General features: G+C 37.2%; 13 protein-coding genes. 6 read left to right on the top strand and 7 right to left on the bottom strand.

The window, feature by feature from the left end; all coding sequences use genetic code 11:
• The first annotated feature begins 150 nt into the window (after nucleotides 1–150).
• From H3T47_RS07810 to H3T47_RS07800, 3 genes are all read left to right on the top strand, one after another.
• Nucleotides 151–1,020 carry a PRD domain-containing protein gene (locus H3T47_RS07810; RefSeq protein ID WP_199283099.1) on the top strand — a complete coding sequence of 290 codons (870 nt, stop codon included), beginning with the start codon at nucleotides 151–153 and terminating at the stop codon, nucleotides 1,018–1,020.
• A 144-nt stretch (nucleotides 1,021–1,164) separates the two neighbouring features.
• Nucleotides 1,165–3,126 (top strand): beta-glucoside-specific PTS transporter subunit IIABC, encoded by a 1,962-nt coding sequence (locus H3T47_RS07805; protein WP_199283098.1) that lies wholly within the window; start codon nucleotides 1,165–1,167, stop codon nucleotides 3,124–3,126.
• 15 nt (nucleotides 3,127–3,141) lie between these two features.
• Nucleotides 3,142–4,587, top strand: coding sequence for a glycoside hydrolase family 1 protein (locus tag H3T47_RS07800; RefSeq protein ID WP_199283097.1), 1,446 nt, complete (start codon nucleotides 3,142–3,144; stop codon nucleotides 4,585–4,587).
• A 111-nt stretch (nucleotides 4,588–4,698) separates the two neighbouring features.
• Here the strand turns inward: H3T47_RS07800 and H3T47_RS07795 are convergent, their stop codons facing one another.
• Nucleotides 4,699–6,138: an FAD-dependent oxidoreductase gene (locus tag H3T47_RS07795; RefSeq protein WP_199283096.1), complete on the bottom strand. Its 1,440-nt coding sequence runs from the start codon at nucleotides 6,136–6,138 to the stop codon at nucleotides 4,699–4,701.
• Nucleotides 6,139–6,142: 4 nt separating this feature from the next.
• A complete protein-coding gene (locus H3T47_RS07790) occupies nucleotides 6,143–7,384 on the bottom strand; it encodes an MFS transporter (RefSeq protein WP_199283095.1) in 1,242 nt (413 codons plus the stop codon).
• 105 nt (nucleotides 7,385–7,489) lie between these two features.
• On the opposite strand from H3T47_RS07790, the gene H3T47_RS07785 reads away from it, so the two are divergent.
• Entirely contained in the window at nucleotides 7,490–8,392 is a 903-nt protein-coding gene (locus H3T47_RS07785; RefSeq protein WP_199283094.1) for a LysR family transcriptional regulator, read from the top strand.
• 64 nt (nucleotides 8,393–8,456) lie between these two features.
• Here the strand turns inward: H3T47_RS07785 and H3T47_RS07780 are convergent, their stop codons facing one another.
• Nucleotides 8,457–9,245 (bottom strand): hypothetical protein, encoded by a 789-nt coding sequence (locus tag H3T47_RS07780; RefSeq protein WP_199283093.1) that lies wholly within the window; start codon nucleotides 9,243–9,245, stop codon nucleotides 8,457–8,459.
• 163 nt (nucleotides 9,246–9,408) lie between these two features.
• Here H3T47_RS07780 and H3T47_RS07775 point away from each other — a divergent pair, with 163 nt between their 5' ends.
• A complete protein-coding gene (locus H3T47_RS07775) occupies nucleotides 9,409–10,665 on the top strand; it encodes an MFS transporter (protein WP_199283092.1) in 1,257 nt (418 codons plus the stop codon).
• Between the two features lie 538 nt (nucleotides 10,666–11,203).
• On the opposite strand, the gene H3T47_RS07770 is transcribed toward H3T47_RS07775, so the two are convergent.
• From H3T47_RS07770 to H3T47_RS07760, 3 genes are all read right to left on the bottom strand, one after another.
• Nucleotides 11,204–11,536 (bottom strand): type II toxin-antitoxin system PemK/MazF family toxin, encoded by a 333-nt coding sequence (locus tag H3T47_RS07770; protein ID WP_199283091.1) that lies wholly within the window; start codon nucleotides 11,534–11,536, stop codon nucleotides 11,204–11,206.
• Complete coding sequence (locus tag H3T47_RS07765; RefSeq protein ID WP_199283090.1) at nucleotides 11,530–11,781, bottom strand: hypothetical protein; 252 nt, start codon at nucleotides 11,779–11,781, stop codon at nucleotides 11,530–11,532. Before H3T47_RS07765 ends, H3T47_RS07770 begins: the two co-directional genes overlap by 7 nt.
• Before the next feature lie 157 nt (nucleotides 11,782–11,938).
• Entirely contained in the window at nucleotides 11,939–13,177 is a 1,239-nt protein-coding gene (locus H3T47_RS07760; RefSeq protein WP_199283089.1) for an MFS transporter, read from the bottom strand.
• Between the two features lie 149 nt (nucleotides 13,178–13,326).
• On the opposite strand from H3T47_RS07760, the gene H3T47_RS07755 reads away from it, so the two are divergent.
• A complete protein-coding gene (locus tag H3T47_RS07755; protein ID WP_199283088.1) occupies nucleotides 13,327–14,256 on the top strand; it encodes a cytochrome C5 in 930 nt (309 codons plus the stop codon).
• A gap of 304 nt (nucleotides 14,257–14,560) precedes the next feature.
• Here H3T47_RS07755 and H3T47_RS07750 read toward each other — a convergent pair whose 3' ends face one another.
• The gene (locus H3T47_RS07750; protein ID WP_199283087.1) at nucleotides 14,561–15,526 is read right to left on the bottom strand and encodes a Fic family protein; all 966 of its coding nucleotides are present in this window, start codon (nucleotides 15,524–15,526) and stop codon (nucleotides 14,561–14,563) included.
• Between the last annotated feature and the right edge of the window lie 438 nt (nucleotides 15,527–15,964).

Genomic DNA, 15,964 nt, shown 5'->3' with positions numbered 1-15,964 from the left:
AATCAAATAAGTATTGAGATCGCTTTAATACTGATTTATAATGTAAGCGTAAGTAGTCGTGTTACTGATTCGATCAGGCATTAACCTATGAACAATACTTATTTCTGGTACTGTTTGTAGGTTTTTTTATTGAAAAAAGGAGTAAGTTGAGTGAAATTTATTAAGAATTTTAACAACAACGCTGCTTTAGTGTCAGATGAATCCGGAGTAGATTGGGTGGTGATTGGTAACGGGATTGGCTTTGGCAAAAAAGCAGGCGATCCCATTGATAAGGACAAAATTTCGCGTCGCTTTATCGCTGTCGAAAAGAACATTAAAATGGTTGACAGCGTGAGAGATATTGATCAGCGAACATTGGCGTTGACTACTGCTGTGATTAATTTAGCGAGCCAAAAATTACAAATAACTTTTTCCGATTATCAATTTTTGGTGTTAGCCGATCATATTGATTTTATGTTAACCCGAGCTGATGAAAATATTGAATTAGGCCAAGATACATTAGGCTGGGAAATGCAAAAATTGTTTCCCAAGGAATATAACACAGCACAAGAGGCTCTTGAGTTAATAAAGAAAAAAACCAAGCTGGAATTTCCCAAAAGTGAAGTAGCTTATCTGACATATCACTTTATTAACGCTGGTTCTGGTCAAACCAAACTGCAGGATACAATTAAAATTACTAAGTTAATTCGCGGCGTAATTGACATTATCCAGTACCAATATGGTATGCAGCTTGATAATGAATCATTCAACTTTAACCGTTTTATGACACATTTACGTGCTTTTATGGTGCGACACATGTGTGGTGAATGTGACAAGGACTCTGGTAGTGAGCTTGATAATTCTTTAATTGAACTAATGAAGGTCAAATACCGAAAGGCATACGATACTGTCCAAAAAATCGACACGTACTTATACAATCAGGCAGGCTGGCAGTTGCAGCCTGATGATCAGGTATATTTAACCCTGCATGTATGGCGGGTCACGCATAGGCAAAATGACACCCATTCAGAAAAGGTTTAATTCTACCTTATTTTAATAATATTTAGTTTAAACGGTGTGTTACTGTTTACAGGCATTAACCCGAGAACTTTAACTAGCAACCTGACAATTTATTTTGTTAAGGTGTTTCTTGAAGTTCTCGGGTTTTGATTTTTAGGAGGAAAAATGGCTTACGAAGATCTAAGTCGTGAAATTATCGCCGATATCGGTGGTAAAGACAACGTAGTCAGTGTAGTTCACTGTACTACCCGTTTACGTTTTAAATTAAAGGACATGAAGAAGGCAAACGATGACAAATTAAAAGCCACTGATGGCGTAATATCTGTTGTCAAGTCCGGTGGACAATACCAAGTTGTTATTGGTAATAATGTCGCTGATGTCTATGATACTTTGGTTAAAGTAGGTGGCTTCGCAAATGGCGGCAGCGTTTCTGATGATGACGTTGACAACAGCAATATGAGCTTAGCTGATAAATTTATTGACTTGATTTCCGGTATTTTTAATCCACTTCTAGGTGCAATGTGTGCTGGTGGTATGATTAAAGGCTTCAACGCAATGTTTTTGGCTTTTGGCTGGCTATCAACAAATTCGGGAACTTATGTCATCTTGAACGCTATCGGTGATAGCTTGTTCTACTTCCTGCCTGTCATCTTAGGTATTTCTTCAGCAAAAAAATTTGGTATCAACACGTATTTAGGTGCCACTATTGGAGCTGCCCTTTGTTATCCTTCAATTGTGTCAATGGCAAGCAGTAAAACTGCATTATTTACAGTATTTAAGGGCACATTCTTAGAAGCACCGGTTCACATGACTTTTTTGGGCATTCCGGTAATTTCAATGAACTATACCACATCGGTTATTCCGATTATCATTGCGGTCTGGTTTGCTTCTAAAGTGCAAAAAGTTGCTCGTAAGATCATTCCAGATGTTGTTAAAACTTTCTTAGTACCATTTATCGTTTTATTAGTTACTGTTCCAATTACATTTCTTGTTATCGGACCGGTTGCAACTTGGCTAGGTAACGGAGTTGCGGAAATTGTCAGTGCAATTTATAACTTTAGCCCAGTGATCGCTGGTATTTTAATGGGTGCTTTCTGGCAAGTATTTGTCATCTTTGGCGTTCATTGGGGCTTTGTGGCAGTTATGATGACTAACATTGCTGCTATGGGCTTTGACCCGATTATTGGTTTATCATTTGCTGCATCATTTGCACAAACTGGTGTAGTTTTAGCTATGATTTTCCAAACTAAAGACGAAAAGACTCGCAGTATTGCTATTCCAGCATTCGTATCAGGTATCTTCGGTGTTACCGAACCAGCTATTTATGGTTTAACATTGCCACGTAAGAAGCCATTTATTCTCAGTTGTATTGCTTCTGCTGTTGGTGGCGGTTTAATTGGACTCTTTGGCACAAAAACTTATTTGATGGCTGGAATGGGTATCTTTGCAATTCCTTGCGCTATGGGTAAAAACGGCATTGACATGGGTGTCTATGGCTTAATGATTGGTATGGCTGTAGCAATCGTCTTAGGTTTTGCCCTACAAATGATTTTTGGTAAAAAGAGCGTTGATGGCAATTTGGCAGAACAAGCTGCTGTGAGTGCGACTGCTGGTTCTGCTGGAGCAAATGATTCTGCTAATACTGACACAGTTAAGGCAGAAGTTTCGTATAATAGGGAAGAAGAATTAGTTGCGCCAATCAACGGTCAAGTTGTTCCTTTAAGCGATGTTAAAGATGAAGTCTTTTCCAGCGGTTCAATGGGTAAGGGTATTGCAATTGAACCTCAAGAAGGCAAGGTTTGCTCACCTCTTGATGGAGAAGTAGTAATGGTTTTCCCAACTGGACATGCAATTGGTCTTAAATCGACCAATGGTGCAGAAGTAATGATTCACATTGGCATGGATACCGTTGAACTTGAGGGCAAAGGCTTTACAACCTTAGTTAAGAAGGGCCAAGCTGTGAAAAAGGGTGACCCACTAATCAAGTTTGACATGGAAGCTATTAAAAAAGCCGGCTTTAAGCTGACAACTCCAATTGTCGTTACTAATTCAAATGAATATCAGGAAATTACTGCAATTGCCGATGGTCCAATAACTATAGGCACAGCTTTGTTAGATTTAAAATAATGAGAGGAGTAAATCATGGCTACAAATAATTTTCCTAAAGGATTTTTATGGGGCGGTGCTACCGCTGCTAACCAATTAGAAGGTGCATACCAAGAAGGAGGCAAGGGTTTATCTTTGCCTGACGTTTTACCTGGTGGCAAAGACAGAATGAAAATCATTGCTTCACCTGATTTTGATTTTAAGATAAACCCAGACTACGTTTATCCTAATCATATTGGTATTGATCACTATCATCATTACAAAGAAGACATTGAACTTTTTGCTGAAATGGGCTTTAAGTGCTACCGCTTTTCAATTGCCTGGTCTAGAATTTTTCCTAATGGGGATGAAGAAACTCCTAATGAGGAAGGCTTGAAGTTCTATGACGCTGTGATTGACGAGTGTTTAAAGCATGACATTGAGCCTGTAATTACTATTTCACATTATGAAATGCCGCTACATTTAATTACTGAATACGGCAGCTGGAAGAACAAGAAGCTGATTGACTTTTACGAGCGTTTTGCCCGCACTGTTTTAACCCGCTACCAAGATAAGGTTAAATACTGGATGACTTTCAACGAAATCAACAGTGCCGCTCACTTCCCAATTATGGGTCAAGGTCTCACCATCAGTAATAGTGCTGGCGACAAGAAGAATGTTTACCAAGCTTGGCATAACCAATTTGTTGCTAGTGCAAAAGCTGTTAAGATTGGTCATGAACTTAATCCTGATATGAAAATTGGCTGCATGATTTTATATGCTACAACATACAGCTACGATTCTAACCCTAAGAACCAATTGGCTTCATTACAAGACAATCAGGCTAATAACTTCTTCTGTGGCGATGTTCAAGTTAGAGGACATTACCCAGCTTACACTAAGAGTTTATTGGCTCGTCAAGGAGTACAGTTGGCAGATATTGACTACAATGATGAGGAATTGGCATTATTAGCCCAATATCCAGTTGATTATATTGGTTTTAGTTACTACATGTCATCTGTAGTTGACGTTACCCATGAAAACCAAGAAACTACTAACGGCAACTTGATGGGCGGCGTTAAGAACCCATTCTTAAAGAGCAGCGATTGGGGTTGGCAAATTGACCCGACAGGCTTAAGAATTGCCTTGAACCAACTGTCAGACCGCTATCAAAAACCTGTTTTCGTTGTTGAAAATGGTTTGGGAGCTGTGGATAAGCCAGACGAAAACCACTATGTTGCAGATGACTACCGGATTGATTACTTACGTGAACACATCGAGGCTATTTCTCAAGCTATAGAAGATGGTGTTGATGTTATGGGTTACACTCCTTGGGGCTGTATTGACTTAGTCAGTGCTTCAACGGGTGAAATGTCCAAGCGTTACGGCTTCATTTATGTTGATGAAGACGATGAAGGCAACGGCAGCTTTAACCGTTACAAGAAAAAGTCATTTGACTGGTACAAGAAGGTAATTACTACTAACGGCGCTGATTTAGCGTAATTGCTAGCGGAGATACCTCTCAGCTTATGTGAATAAACCCACGTAAGACAGAAAAAAGCGTGCTTTTAAGCACGCTTTTTTGTTTTCTAATTATCTTAATTAGTGATTATTTTATAAATCAGCTGTCAAATTTTTAACAGCATTTCTGGCTGAGTAAACACAGTAGCCGGCATGACTACCAGGAACTTTAACTCCATAGGTATCGCCATAAATTACGCCTGAGCCATCGCTGCCGATTGCATATAAATGCTCAATAGGCTGACTCTCGTTGTCTAAGACTTCATTATGCAAGTTGACTTTTAGACCATCTCCGGTAGTAAAAGCACCAACGCCCAATTCTATTGCGTAGAATGGTCCTTGTACAACCGGTAGGAGAAACTTTTTATCCTTGCCAAAATCAGTGTCAACGCCTTTTTCAGCAAGATCATTATAATGATTAACCGTTTCTTCCAGATTAGGAGCAGCGATCTTCTCTGCCAGTTCTGCCAGCGTTGAAGCAGAATTCATAAAGTCATAGTTCTTAGCGATAGCCTCTTTTACATTTTCACGTAAGTGCGGATAATTTGGCAGTTCATAAAATGGGTGTAAATCTAGCGGGAAACCTTTATCAGTAAAATCATCAATAGTCTTTTGGTCTAGAATGGCAAAAACGCGGTCTTGCCGAATCATAGCGTTACCCTCGTTAGCCCAGTTACTTACGCAATCATATTCATTGGTAAAACGATTGCCACTTTCATTTACCCATAAAATAGGCTCGTCACAAACAGCACTACCCAGATCCCATGATGCAAATTCGTAAGTCGGAGTTTGCGAGTCATGAATCTGACCGCCAAAGTTCATTGTCATGCCGGTAAAGAAGTGTTTTGCTCCTTGCTTCCAGGCCATTTTGAGACCGTCACCGGTTGACTTGCCGGAATTAACGGGAACGATCCGTTCAGGATTAAACTTGTTGGCATTTTCCATTATTTCTGGATTGTTTAAATAGCCACCAGTAGCTAAAATTACGTTTTTGGTTTGTAAAGTAATGTCCTTATCGGCAGCTAAGTCTTGGGCAATCACAGTCCAACTGCCGTCAGCGTTATGCTTTAAGTCAACTGCTTGAGTAGAAGTTTTAATCGCAATATTATTTTTTTCAACATACGGCTGTAAAGCTTCATGGATTGCTTTATTCCCATGACCTGTGAATAAGTGCCAAGTTGGCAAATCAGTGCCCATTTCTGTAACTTTGTCAAACTGAACACCGTGCTTTTGGAGCCAATCAACATTTTCTGCAGAGTGGTCAATATAATGGCGCCACATTTCATGATCAGCCTTGTAGTGTGAATAATCCATTTCCAACTGGAGAATTTGCTCACGCTTAATATCAATTCCTGCCTCTTTTTGCAATTTAGATTCTGCCGCAAAAACACCTTCAACATAATTACCAGTTCCGCCAGTAGTTCTGCCTTTTTCTAGTACTAGGGCAGTTAAATTTCTGTCTGCAGCTTCTGTGGCTGCAGCGAAACCTGCAAGACCGCCACCGATAATAATCACGTCATATTTTTTAGTCATAATATTATTCTCCTTTATTTTCGAATCTTAAGCGGAATTTTGGCCCAATTAGAGGGATGATTAAAGCAATGAAATAAATTATTGCTACTACAATGAAAACTACTATGAATGAATTGCTGCCTTCATAAATGTAACTAAATACTGGAGTGGCAAATGCACCTATCACACCTGTGATGGCACTAACATTGGAGTAACCAATATCAAAAGCCGGCCCAAACATTTCGGCTCCAAAAACTTGTTCACCAGTTCCCATGACCGTAGCACAAGCAGTAGAGAGAAGTGCAGCGGAATATAGAAGAACGAAGGACTTAGTTTTAGCCGCGAGTATGAATAGCATCATTGCTGCTATTGGGCACATTAACCACACGGCTACAGCTCTACTGCCCCATTTATCTGTAGTAATTCCAAAAAGTGGGGTAATGAAGATTTGGGTTGCACTAACTAGGGTAATAATAAAACCCCCAGCAGTAGGTCCAAAACCACTACGAGTTGTGAAAACCGGAATTAAACTTTGAATATTGCCTCCAAATTCGACCAAAGCATAGAATAGGAGAACTAAAACAAAAGCCGCTGAAAAAACGACAGTCTTAGTTTTAATTTGTGGCGCTGCTTGCTCAGGCGCAGCAGTGGAATTGCTTTGAACTTGATCAGCTCCGTATGCTTTAAGTCCTATATCTTCAGGTCTTAATTTCATGATGCAGGCACCAAGTAAACCGATAACCAGGCTAATACCGCCCAGTGTTAAAAGTGCTGAGCGCCAACCTAATTTAGTGATTAAAATTGAAGTAAAAGAACTGGAAAACATTAGGTAAATGGAAACAACAACAGCGCATAATGAAAAAGCAAAATTTTTCTTAGCGATAAACCAATTATTGACTAAAATGCCTTGGACAATGTATCCCGTGAAGGCACAGCCTAGCCCAATGACTACGGCGGTTAAATATAAAACAACCAGATTGCGGGCTTGTGATAAAATTGCTACCGCTGCTGCCGTCATAATCACAGCCAGTGCCAATGCCCAATTGAATTGAACTTTTTTAATAAAGTGCCCTACTAAAACAAACCCAAATGACATGGAAATGATAGTAATGGTCATAAAGTACGAGACTGCCGATAATGGTGCATGTAATGCGTGTACTAAAGGATCCAAAAACAGACTCATCATGACAGTATAGGTATTAGCTATAACAGCGCACATCAGTCCAGAAAATAAGACGATTAACCACGGATAAATTTTCTGTTTCATTTATTAAAATTACCTCCTTAATGAATTTAATCACATAGTATCATTGCTAAAGGCGCTTTCTTAACGCATAATGGAATAAGGTAGTACCAAAAGGAATAATAAATTATGAATTTCTCACAATTGCGTTGCTTTATCTATGTTGTTGATAATTTAAGTTTTACCGTGGCAGCCCGTAAATTAGACTTTTCTCAATCTGCTGTTTCTAAAAGCATTAAGGAACTGGAAAAAGAAGTTAATGTGAAATTATTAGATCGTTCACCGCATAAATTAATGGTGACTGCTGCCGGCAAATATTTTTATCAAATTGCCTTAGATATTTTGAAAAAAAGAGATAGTGCAGTAGATTACATGCAGCATAAGTCGGTTGCTTCTGATCTCACTCACATAAGGATAGGGATGTCAGCTAATCCCTTGGAGCACTACATCATTCCTTTGTTCTTGCAAAAATTTAACTTGCAATATAAAAACTATGATTTTACTTTTATTATTAATTTTCTAGTAGATTATTTATCCCAGCTGCAAGAGCGCAAGATAGATATGGCACTTTTAACTAGTGACGTCATTAAAGACTCAGACGATGTCATTTTCAGACCCTACGTTCCAGTCAAATATTGGGTGGCATTGCCTTCCGGCCATCCTCTAGAAAGGTACGAAGCTATTACCTTTAGCCAACTTTATCAGCAAAAAATTCTTCTGCCATATACTGACCGTTCTTTGCTTGATATATTCCGCTTAAATCAAACTTTTTTAACTAAGCTCGGTCCCGATCAGGTCAAATGGGTGGATGAATACTTTTTAATGTATGATTTTATTAAAGCGAGACAGGGTATTGGGATAATCCCGAATTTTTGCATTAACAAAAATATTAATTTTGTCTCCTACCGTCCTTTAAAATATAAGAGTAATTGTTCATACGGCTTGACTTATCTTAAAGACGGTAAGCCGCATAATATTGGCTGGATTAGCACTGCACTGGAACAGGTAATTAAGGAAAACATTATTAACTAACAATAAAAAAACTGGTTTCAAATAAAGATTGAATACCAGTTTTGCTGTTATAAGTTTAATTCTTTCAGGTGTTTTCCTGCACAATTTTTTGCAACTGCTTGCTAAACTCGGTCATGCCGATTAAAGAAAATTCTTCTATTTGTCTCGCGCTATTATCCAGATAAATTTGTTGGGGATCAAAATGATAGTTAATCATGTTCTCCAAAAATAATAAAGTCATCTTACTAAAGCAGGTTAGTGGCCGGGTGTGAATCTCATGGGATTTTTCCACCAATCGCTTTGCTTCCTTATACTTGTTTTTTTCCAGACACATACTAATCATATTGATTAATATTCCCAACACTATAAATTGTATATCGTCATTATCGCTATCTTTAAATTGTTGAAAAATTTTGTTAGTAATAATCATGTCACTGGCAAAATCATAAAAAACCATGCAATTCAGGAAAATTTTGATAGTTTTCCAGTCGAAATTCTCTTCATTAAAGAATTTATTTTTTAGTTGCTGGATTTCTGCAGCACTTAATTTTTCTTTATTACCATCGATAATAGCTAGGATTGAGTTCACACTTAGCATTAACTCATTTTTACTTGCAAGCCCGCTACCCGCGATAGCCTGCTTGATTTCTTTTAGGCGCTTAATATCAAAATTATAATAAGCGTCTGTCATTTGGGCATTAATCTTCTTTTTGAGATTATCTTCACTTTCAGCTTGGTAATCAAGCTGTTTAAAAAAAGCGGCAATTTCAACGTGATTTTGCCGTAATAATTCAATTAGGTCTGCCGCCGAAATACGCGTCAGGTCTTTTTCTACTTTAGAGTAAAAAGAGGGACTAATAACATCGCAATCCATGCACGTTGAGTTTTCCCAGCTTCTAAACGGTATTGTCTAAGTAAAGCACCTATAGTCATAATTTGACCTCATCAATTTTTTGTTTCATATATGACACTTTTCTATTCTCAATTTTAGCTTAAGTACAATTGAAAATAAAGAAAGCTAAAAAGGAGAAAAAATTATGACTATCTTTTTCAAAAATAAAGAATATCGCAAGTTTTCAATTGCCAGTATTTTATCAAGTGCGGGGGATATTTTATTCTATTTAGCGTTGATGACTTATGCCAGTCGGCTCAAAAATTATTCGCTGGCCTTGTCATTAATTGCTATTTCGGAGTCAGTTCCCCGGCTGTTTTCTAGTGTTGATGGCTATCTAGCTGACAGGACGCAGAACAAATTTCAAAAAATAGTCTGGATGGCCATGATCAGAGGAGCGCTTTATTTACTGGTTGGTTTTCTTTTTAGCCAGAATATTGCGGGTTGGAATTTAGTAATAATGGTTATTATTATCAATTTCATTTCTGACACGGCTGGAACTTATTCCAGTGGTTTAACAACACCTTTAGTTATCAATCTGGTTAAAAAAGATGAAGTGGGAGAAGCTGAAGGTTTCACTGGTGGTATGTCACAGGTAATCACTTTGATTAGTCAGTTTGTTGGATCAGGACTTTTACTATTCCTGTCATATTCTGCGCTGGCTGCAATTAACGGCCTGACCTTTATCTTGGCCGGCTTGATCTATTACAATATTGCCAGAAGTAAACGTAAAAATGGTATTGCAACTGTCACACAAGAAGTCGATGATCGCGGTTTTTGGGCTACCTTAGCCTTAGCATTAAAACAAGTCAAAAAAGCTGCAGGTTTGATGACGACCGTGTTGGTAATTGCGGTCTTAAATGGCGTTTTAAGCACTATTGAACCACTTGTTTCCATTGTGGTAGCTGGCAATCGGCAAGTAATGGTTATCGGTACCTATAGTTTTACGATTGCGTTGGTTGGTGCTATGGTGGGAATAGGCACTGCTTTAGGCAGTATTATCGGTACCAATCTATTTAAAAAAATTAGTCTCTATGCCGTTATTTTATTTGCGAATGTTGCTGGTGCCAGTGTCATAATTGCGATCTTAAACAAAAATATTTGGGCTTGTTTAGTAACTTGTTGCTTTTTGGGCTTCTTTTTGGGAGTCGCCAGTCCGAAACTAACGCAGTGGATGGTAGGAGCAGTTGACCACACAATTTTGGCGTCTTCTGTTGGTCTGATCAATACAATTCTACTAGTTGTTAGTCCTCTAATGACCACTGCCTTTACTACTCTATCAGCTGTGACCAACGTGCAATATTCTCTTCTAGGATTATTGTTTATTAGTATTCTGCTTCTTGTTATTACAGTTGTAGTAATGAAAAAATCCGCCAAAAAAGAGGAATTAACAACTATTTAGCTGGTATTTCTTTCTATGCAGATATAAAAAACCACCAAGATAATGATGTGAATTCCAAAAATTAGCACACTTTTTGGTTATAAACTGAGAACTAATTGCCCTTATTTGATCGGAGTTAGTTCTTTTAGTTTGGTCTTAATTTGATAATTATGCCAAAGCTGATAGATTATAATTTTATTTTGTTTAGCTAATTTAGACATAAAAAAGACCCAAAAGTTGGATAATTTTTGGGGTTCAGTACAGTTTTTGTTTTTTTAAAAAATTGAACTAAAATTGTGCTAATTTTTTCATATTAGCTTCGTCTAAGCTTACTTTGATATTACCTTTCATTTTGACAGTTGGATCTATTGCCCTAACATGCTGCAGCATAGATTTCATGTTGATCTATCTCAATAAATAAAGGTGATTTAACAGACTTTTCTGCTACTCTATATTTCTTTGGTGAAGATATAAGAACTGTTAAGCCCGTGTTAAAAAAACAAAGACCAATCTTAGCTTCACAACATATCATGGAATTATTTACAGAAAAAATGCTTGGCTAATCTTTCTGAAAAACTACTTTTACAATTTTGAGTATCTTTTCCATATAATCATCAGGTAGTTGCTCTAAATAATGAAATGGTCGGTTATGATAATCGAATGTAACTAGCTGGTCTAGCATGACTACGCCTTTTGTTTGAGATGCAGCAGGTAATTCTTGATATAATGGGTAGCGTCTTTTAGTAGTAGATATAGGGGCAAACACAGCAATATGAGCGTATTTTTCAACCCCTTTATAGCTTAAATATAAATAAAGTCGTTTGCCAGATTGTTCATGCCCCTGTTTAGGACTTAAATCCATTAATAGAATAGATCCTTGCTTAATTACCATCTTTCATTTCCTTTTCTCTCATCTGGTAACTTAATTTCGGTATCAAATTCTTCACCTGAATAATCTTTAAAAAGTTCTTCAAAAGTTAAATCAGGTGAATCATCTTGCTTTGTCATTATTACTTTGTTGTCCTCAATTTTAAAGTTTAACTGATCTCCTATAGTGGCATTTAATGCTTGCAGGACTGCTTTGTTTAATCGGATGCCTTTAGAATTACCCCATTTAGAAATAGTAGCACGTATCATAATTGCCTCACCTGTAAAAATAAACAATGTATATCCTAAAATGTAATAAAATTATACAATGTTTATCTACAAAAATCAAGCAAAACAAAAAAGTATCCTGAACGAAATATGATGTGACCACCAAAATTAGGATACTTTATTAGTTGTAAGTTAGTTCTTATTTATTAGCACTTTTTCTCAAACTGAAAAAGATAATTAGAATAAAGTTAATCAGTAGAGTGAAACCTGTAGTCCAGAAAACAGTTGCGTAGTTGAACAGACCAGAGATAGTGGAGCCCATGATTGACCCAAACACAGAACCAACAGCTTGAAAAGACTGATTGTAACTAAAGATACGGCCAAAACTTTCGGCCGGAGTATTCAGCGTCAAAACGGTCTGTGCTGCCGGTAACATGGCAGCACTGGCAATTCCGAGCAGAAAACGCAATCCAGCCAGTACCCAGGGCGAATGAGTTAAGGCCATAGGAATAAAGAGAACAGCTCCTACAATCAAACCTAGGCGTAATATCTTCAGAGGACCAATTTCATCCATTTTATGACCAATTTTGGAAGCAGCTAGCAATGTTCCCAGTCCCGGTGTAGCAGCTACGACGCCCGCCACAAAGGCGATGTTTTTGCTATTAGGCATCATTGATTTAACGTATAAAGAAACAATTGGATCAATTGACATATTGGCAGCCTGAACTAATAGTGTGGTAAAGAACATCACCACAATCAATTTAACGTTGGGTAGAGAACGCATAATTTCCTTCATCGGTTTCATTTCTGCTCGAGAAATTGGAGTGAAGTTTTCATGAACTAAGAATGTCGACCCTAAGAAGACGAGCACCATTAAGAAGCCGGTAATAAAGAACGGAATGCGGTAGCCCCAAACGCCGCCGAGCCAATTGCCAAAGAAGTTTGACAAAACGCCACCTAAAAGTGGTCCTACCAAGTTTCCTGCCGTTCCGGCGGTCATCATTTGGCTCATGACCCAACCACTTTTTCTATGAGGGGTTTCTCCCGCAATTAAAGCAGTGGCATTATTAATGTATCCAGAAAAGGCACCTTGAATAAAGCGCATGACGATAATGTAAAGGGCATTAGGTGCAAAACCGGTAGCAGTGATGGTTAAGGCCATCACACCGGAGGCACGCATACACATTAATTTACGTCCCTTTCTGTCGGCCAGATTGCCCCAATAAGGTGAAACTATTGCTTGGGCAATAAAAGTCATAGCAAACGCAAGGCCGGAATACATACTAATCTGTAATTTGCTATAGTTTCCCAGGTCAGCGATAAATAATGAAATGAAGGGCATTGTCATGGAGTAGCCCATGCCTGTGATAAAGCAGCCTAGCCACAAAGTAACAAATGCCTTGTGCCAGCCAGCTGGAAATTTGTCGGAAACTGTCAAAACGTCCTCGCTTTCTTTTTAATATTTTCCTAAAAAATACGATATCTTTTATATTTTAGCACAATAAATTTGCTAAGAATTTGCTAAATAGATGATATTTTCATCTTAAACATGATAGGATATTATTTCTGAAAGGAAGAGATGCCGGTATGGAAAGAGATTCACACATAACAAGGCAGGAATATCGTCAAAAACACAGCCAAAAATCTCGGTCTAATGCAAAAGCGACTTCTAAGGTAACGCTCAAAGAGCATAACAACCTTCAGACTCGCGCTGATTACCGACATTTGAAGCTAAACTTCTGGGATATATTTGCAGACCGACCATACGTTGCGGTGGCAATTGTGGTACTCGCCATATTTTTGATTATGGCTAAGCTGTGGTGGTTGCTGGTTATACTTGCGATCGTTGTCACAATCGGTATCTTTGTAATTGGTCGCAGCCACCACCCTGACCGTGTACTAAGTTTAGAATTTAAGATGAAGTCGTCCAGAAAACTAAGCATGTTGCGGGCATTGCAATTCGGTGGCTCAATTGTGATGTTTTTAGCCACTTACATGAAAAAAGTAGTTACCGTAAATTTCACTACAGCTGGCTCGACTGACGGCTTGCAGGTAATTCAGGGAATTTTGTCTAATCGTGGCGGTGTATATGGACAACAGGGGTCGTATTTTCTGAGTTTATTGAATACCTTAACCGGCGGGCAATTGTGGGGTAAATACCGTTATGCCACTAATAGTGCCCAAATGATGAGCAGTGGCGCAGGACGACTAATTATTATGTGGGTATTGCTTTTGATGATTGCACCAGCGTTCTGTGTTTTAGCACAATTTTTCCGTGAACCATATTCACGTAACACAGCTTTAGTGGCTTCAATCATAGCGACTGTGAGTTTTGTGTTAACCCCGCGTTTACTAAGTAAGTGGATTGTAGAATATGCGGTAGAAAATCGTATGGCCAGCAGCCAAGCCCAAGCTGCTATCAGCGTGGGACCAATGGCTTACGTTGCGATGCTTTGCGCACTTTTAGTCTTGGTTATTTCAATTTACCGGGTCATTAAAAAGGACATCTTCGTTTAAAAATCAGAAAAAAGTTTTAAATTAAAAACCAGCTTTTTGTGCTATAAGCTGGTTTTTTATGATTTTCAAAGCAGTTTATTATATTTGTATACAAAATTTGCTTTTGCTTTTACTTAATATTGTAAAAAGTATAGGGAGTGTCAATAATTCCATTTACACATAATTATTGACACTCCCGTCTAATGCAATCGTAAAAAAACTTTTTTAATATAATTATAAATCAAGTCATATTGTGGAAATTTTATTCTAGAATGATTTCTTTTAGGGTACATTGCTATATTTTGAGATAGTTAACTGGACTATCTTAGATATTCAAACCAATTTTATCTAAAAATTTACCAGTTAACTTTCTTTTTTTTGGCCTTCCTTTAACAGTTTTAATTAAACCCTCTTTTTCTAAATCTTCTATAGCAGTTTTTACTTTTTTGGTTGATATTTTTTCTGTACTTTTGATAAAACTGATTAAACTTGTGTCTTGAACGCTGCCATCAAAACTGTTGAATAAAAATGACTGTGCATATACATATAAGATATTGAATTCAAAGTTGGGATAATCAAAATCTTCTAATTTCTTTTTGACAAAATTTAAAATGTTATAGTCATCTTTTAAATTACCTAGGACATATTTTTGTCCAGAAACTAAGTATTTTAGCAAACTGATAACGAATAGTGTGATTTCACCGTAATTTTTTTCATTTTCAACTTCTTGAAATTCTTTATAATACCTTGCTTTTTTTAAAGTGATCTGATAAGAAAAGCTGACAGCAGTATAAGGGTCAACTTTTTTTCCAATATAACTACAAAAGAGATACCTTCCTAATCTACCATTGCCGTCATAAAAAGGATGAATATATTCAAAATAATAATGGGCAACACAGGCCTTTAAAATAGGATCATATTTATCCAAATTAATAAATTTTAGCCAATTTTCTAATTGCTGATTTATCTCATCTTCGCTGTTTTTGGGAAGATGAACAGTTTGAACTGAGTTGCCAATTCTGACAAAGCCATCCCGAAATAGCTTGCCGTCAGGCAATTCGCTTTTTGCTATTTCACCTTTTAATAAAGAGTCATACAATGCTCTGATGTCTTTTAGCTCATTAAGTTGATATGTTTTGCCATTTTCAATATCAAAATACATTTTAGCAAAAGATTGGAAACGCACAGTTTTATTGTGATTATTAATATTTTCTATGGCTCTGTTAATTTCCTTTGTAGTAGAAGCAACATTTTCAATATCATTTGTACCTTTAATTTCTTTAATTAACAAATCAATGAAAAATTGCTCTCTGGCAACACCGGGAAGCTTGTCAATGAGTGCTTTGATTTGAGCGGAGTTCTCTCTAATGATAGTTAGCAGTGAATTATAGTCTTCAATTTGTACCAAAAAAAGTGGCAATTGTGTAGGTATTCTAATTTGTTCTCGCACATCTATGGGGTTTATTGCTAACGGAAACTTAATCGTGCCATAGCCATTAAATCTTTTGTTAAATTCGCTAGTAACTGGTTTGCCTGGATGTTGGTAAGAATAAATTCTCAATAAGTGATATTTTGACATAATTTGATTTACCTTTCTAACTATAAATTCAAAAAAACGCCACTTTTTGAATTTATTTTTGATTATACACTATATTTATTAAAAATATAGCGTTTTTAGCAATAAAAATAAAAAGGTAACAAAAAACACGAAATAAAACTGAAGCTAACC

The sequence above is a fragment of the Lactobacillus sp. W8093 genome, assembly GCF_016100925.1.
Lineage (GTDB): Bacteria > Bacillota > Bacilli > Lactobacillales > Lactobacillaceae > Lactobacillus > Lactobacillus helsingborgensis.
The sequence above is the reverse complement of the archived record's forward strand: the minus strand, read 5'-3'. Positions and strand labels throughout refer to the sequence as shown.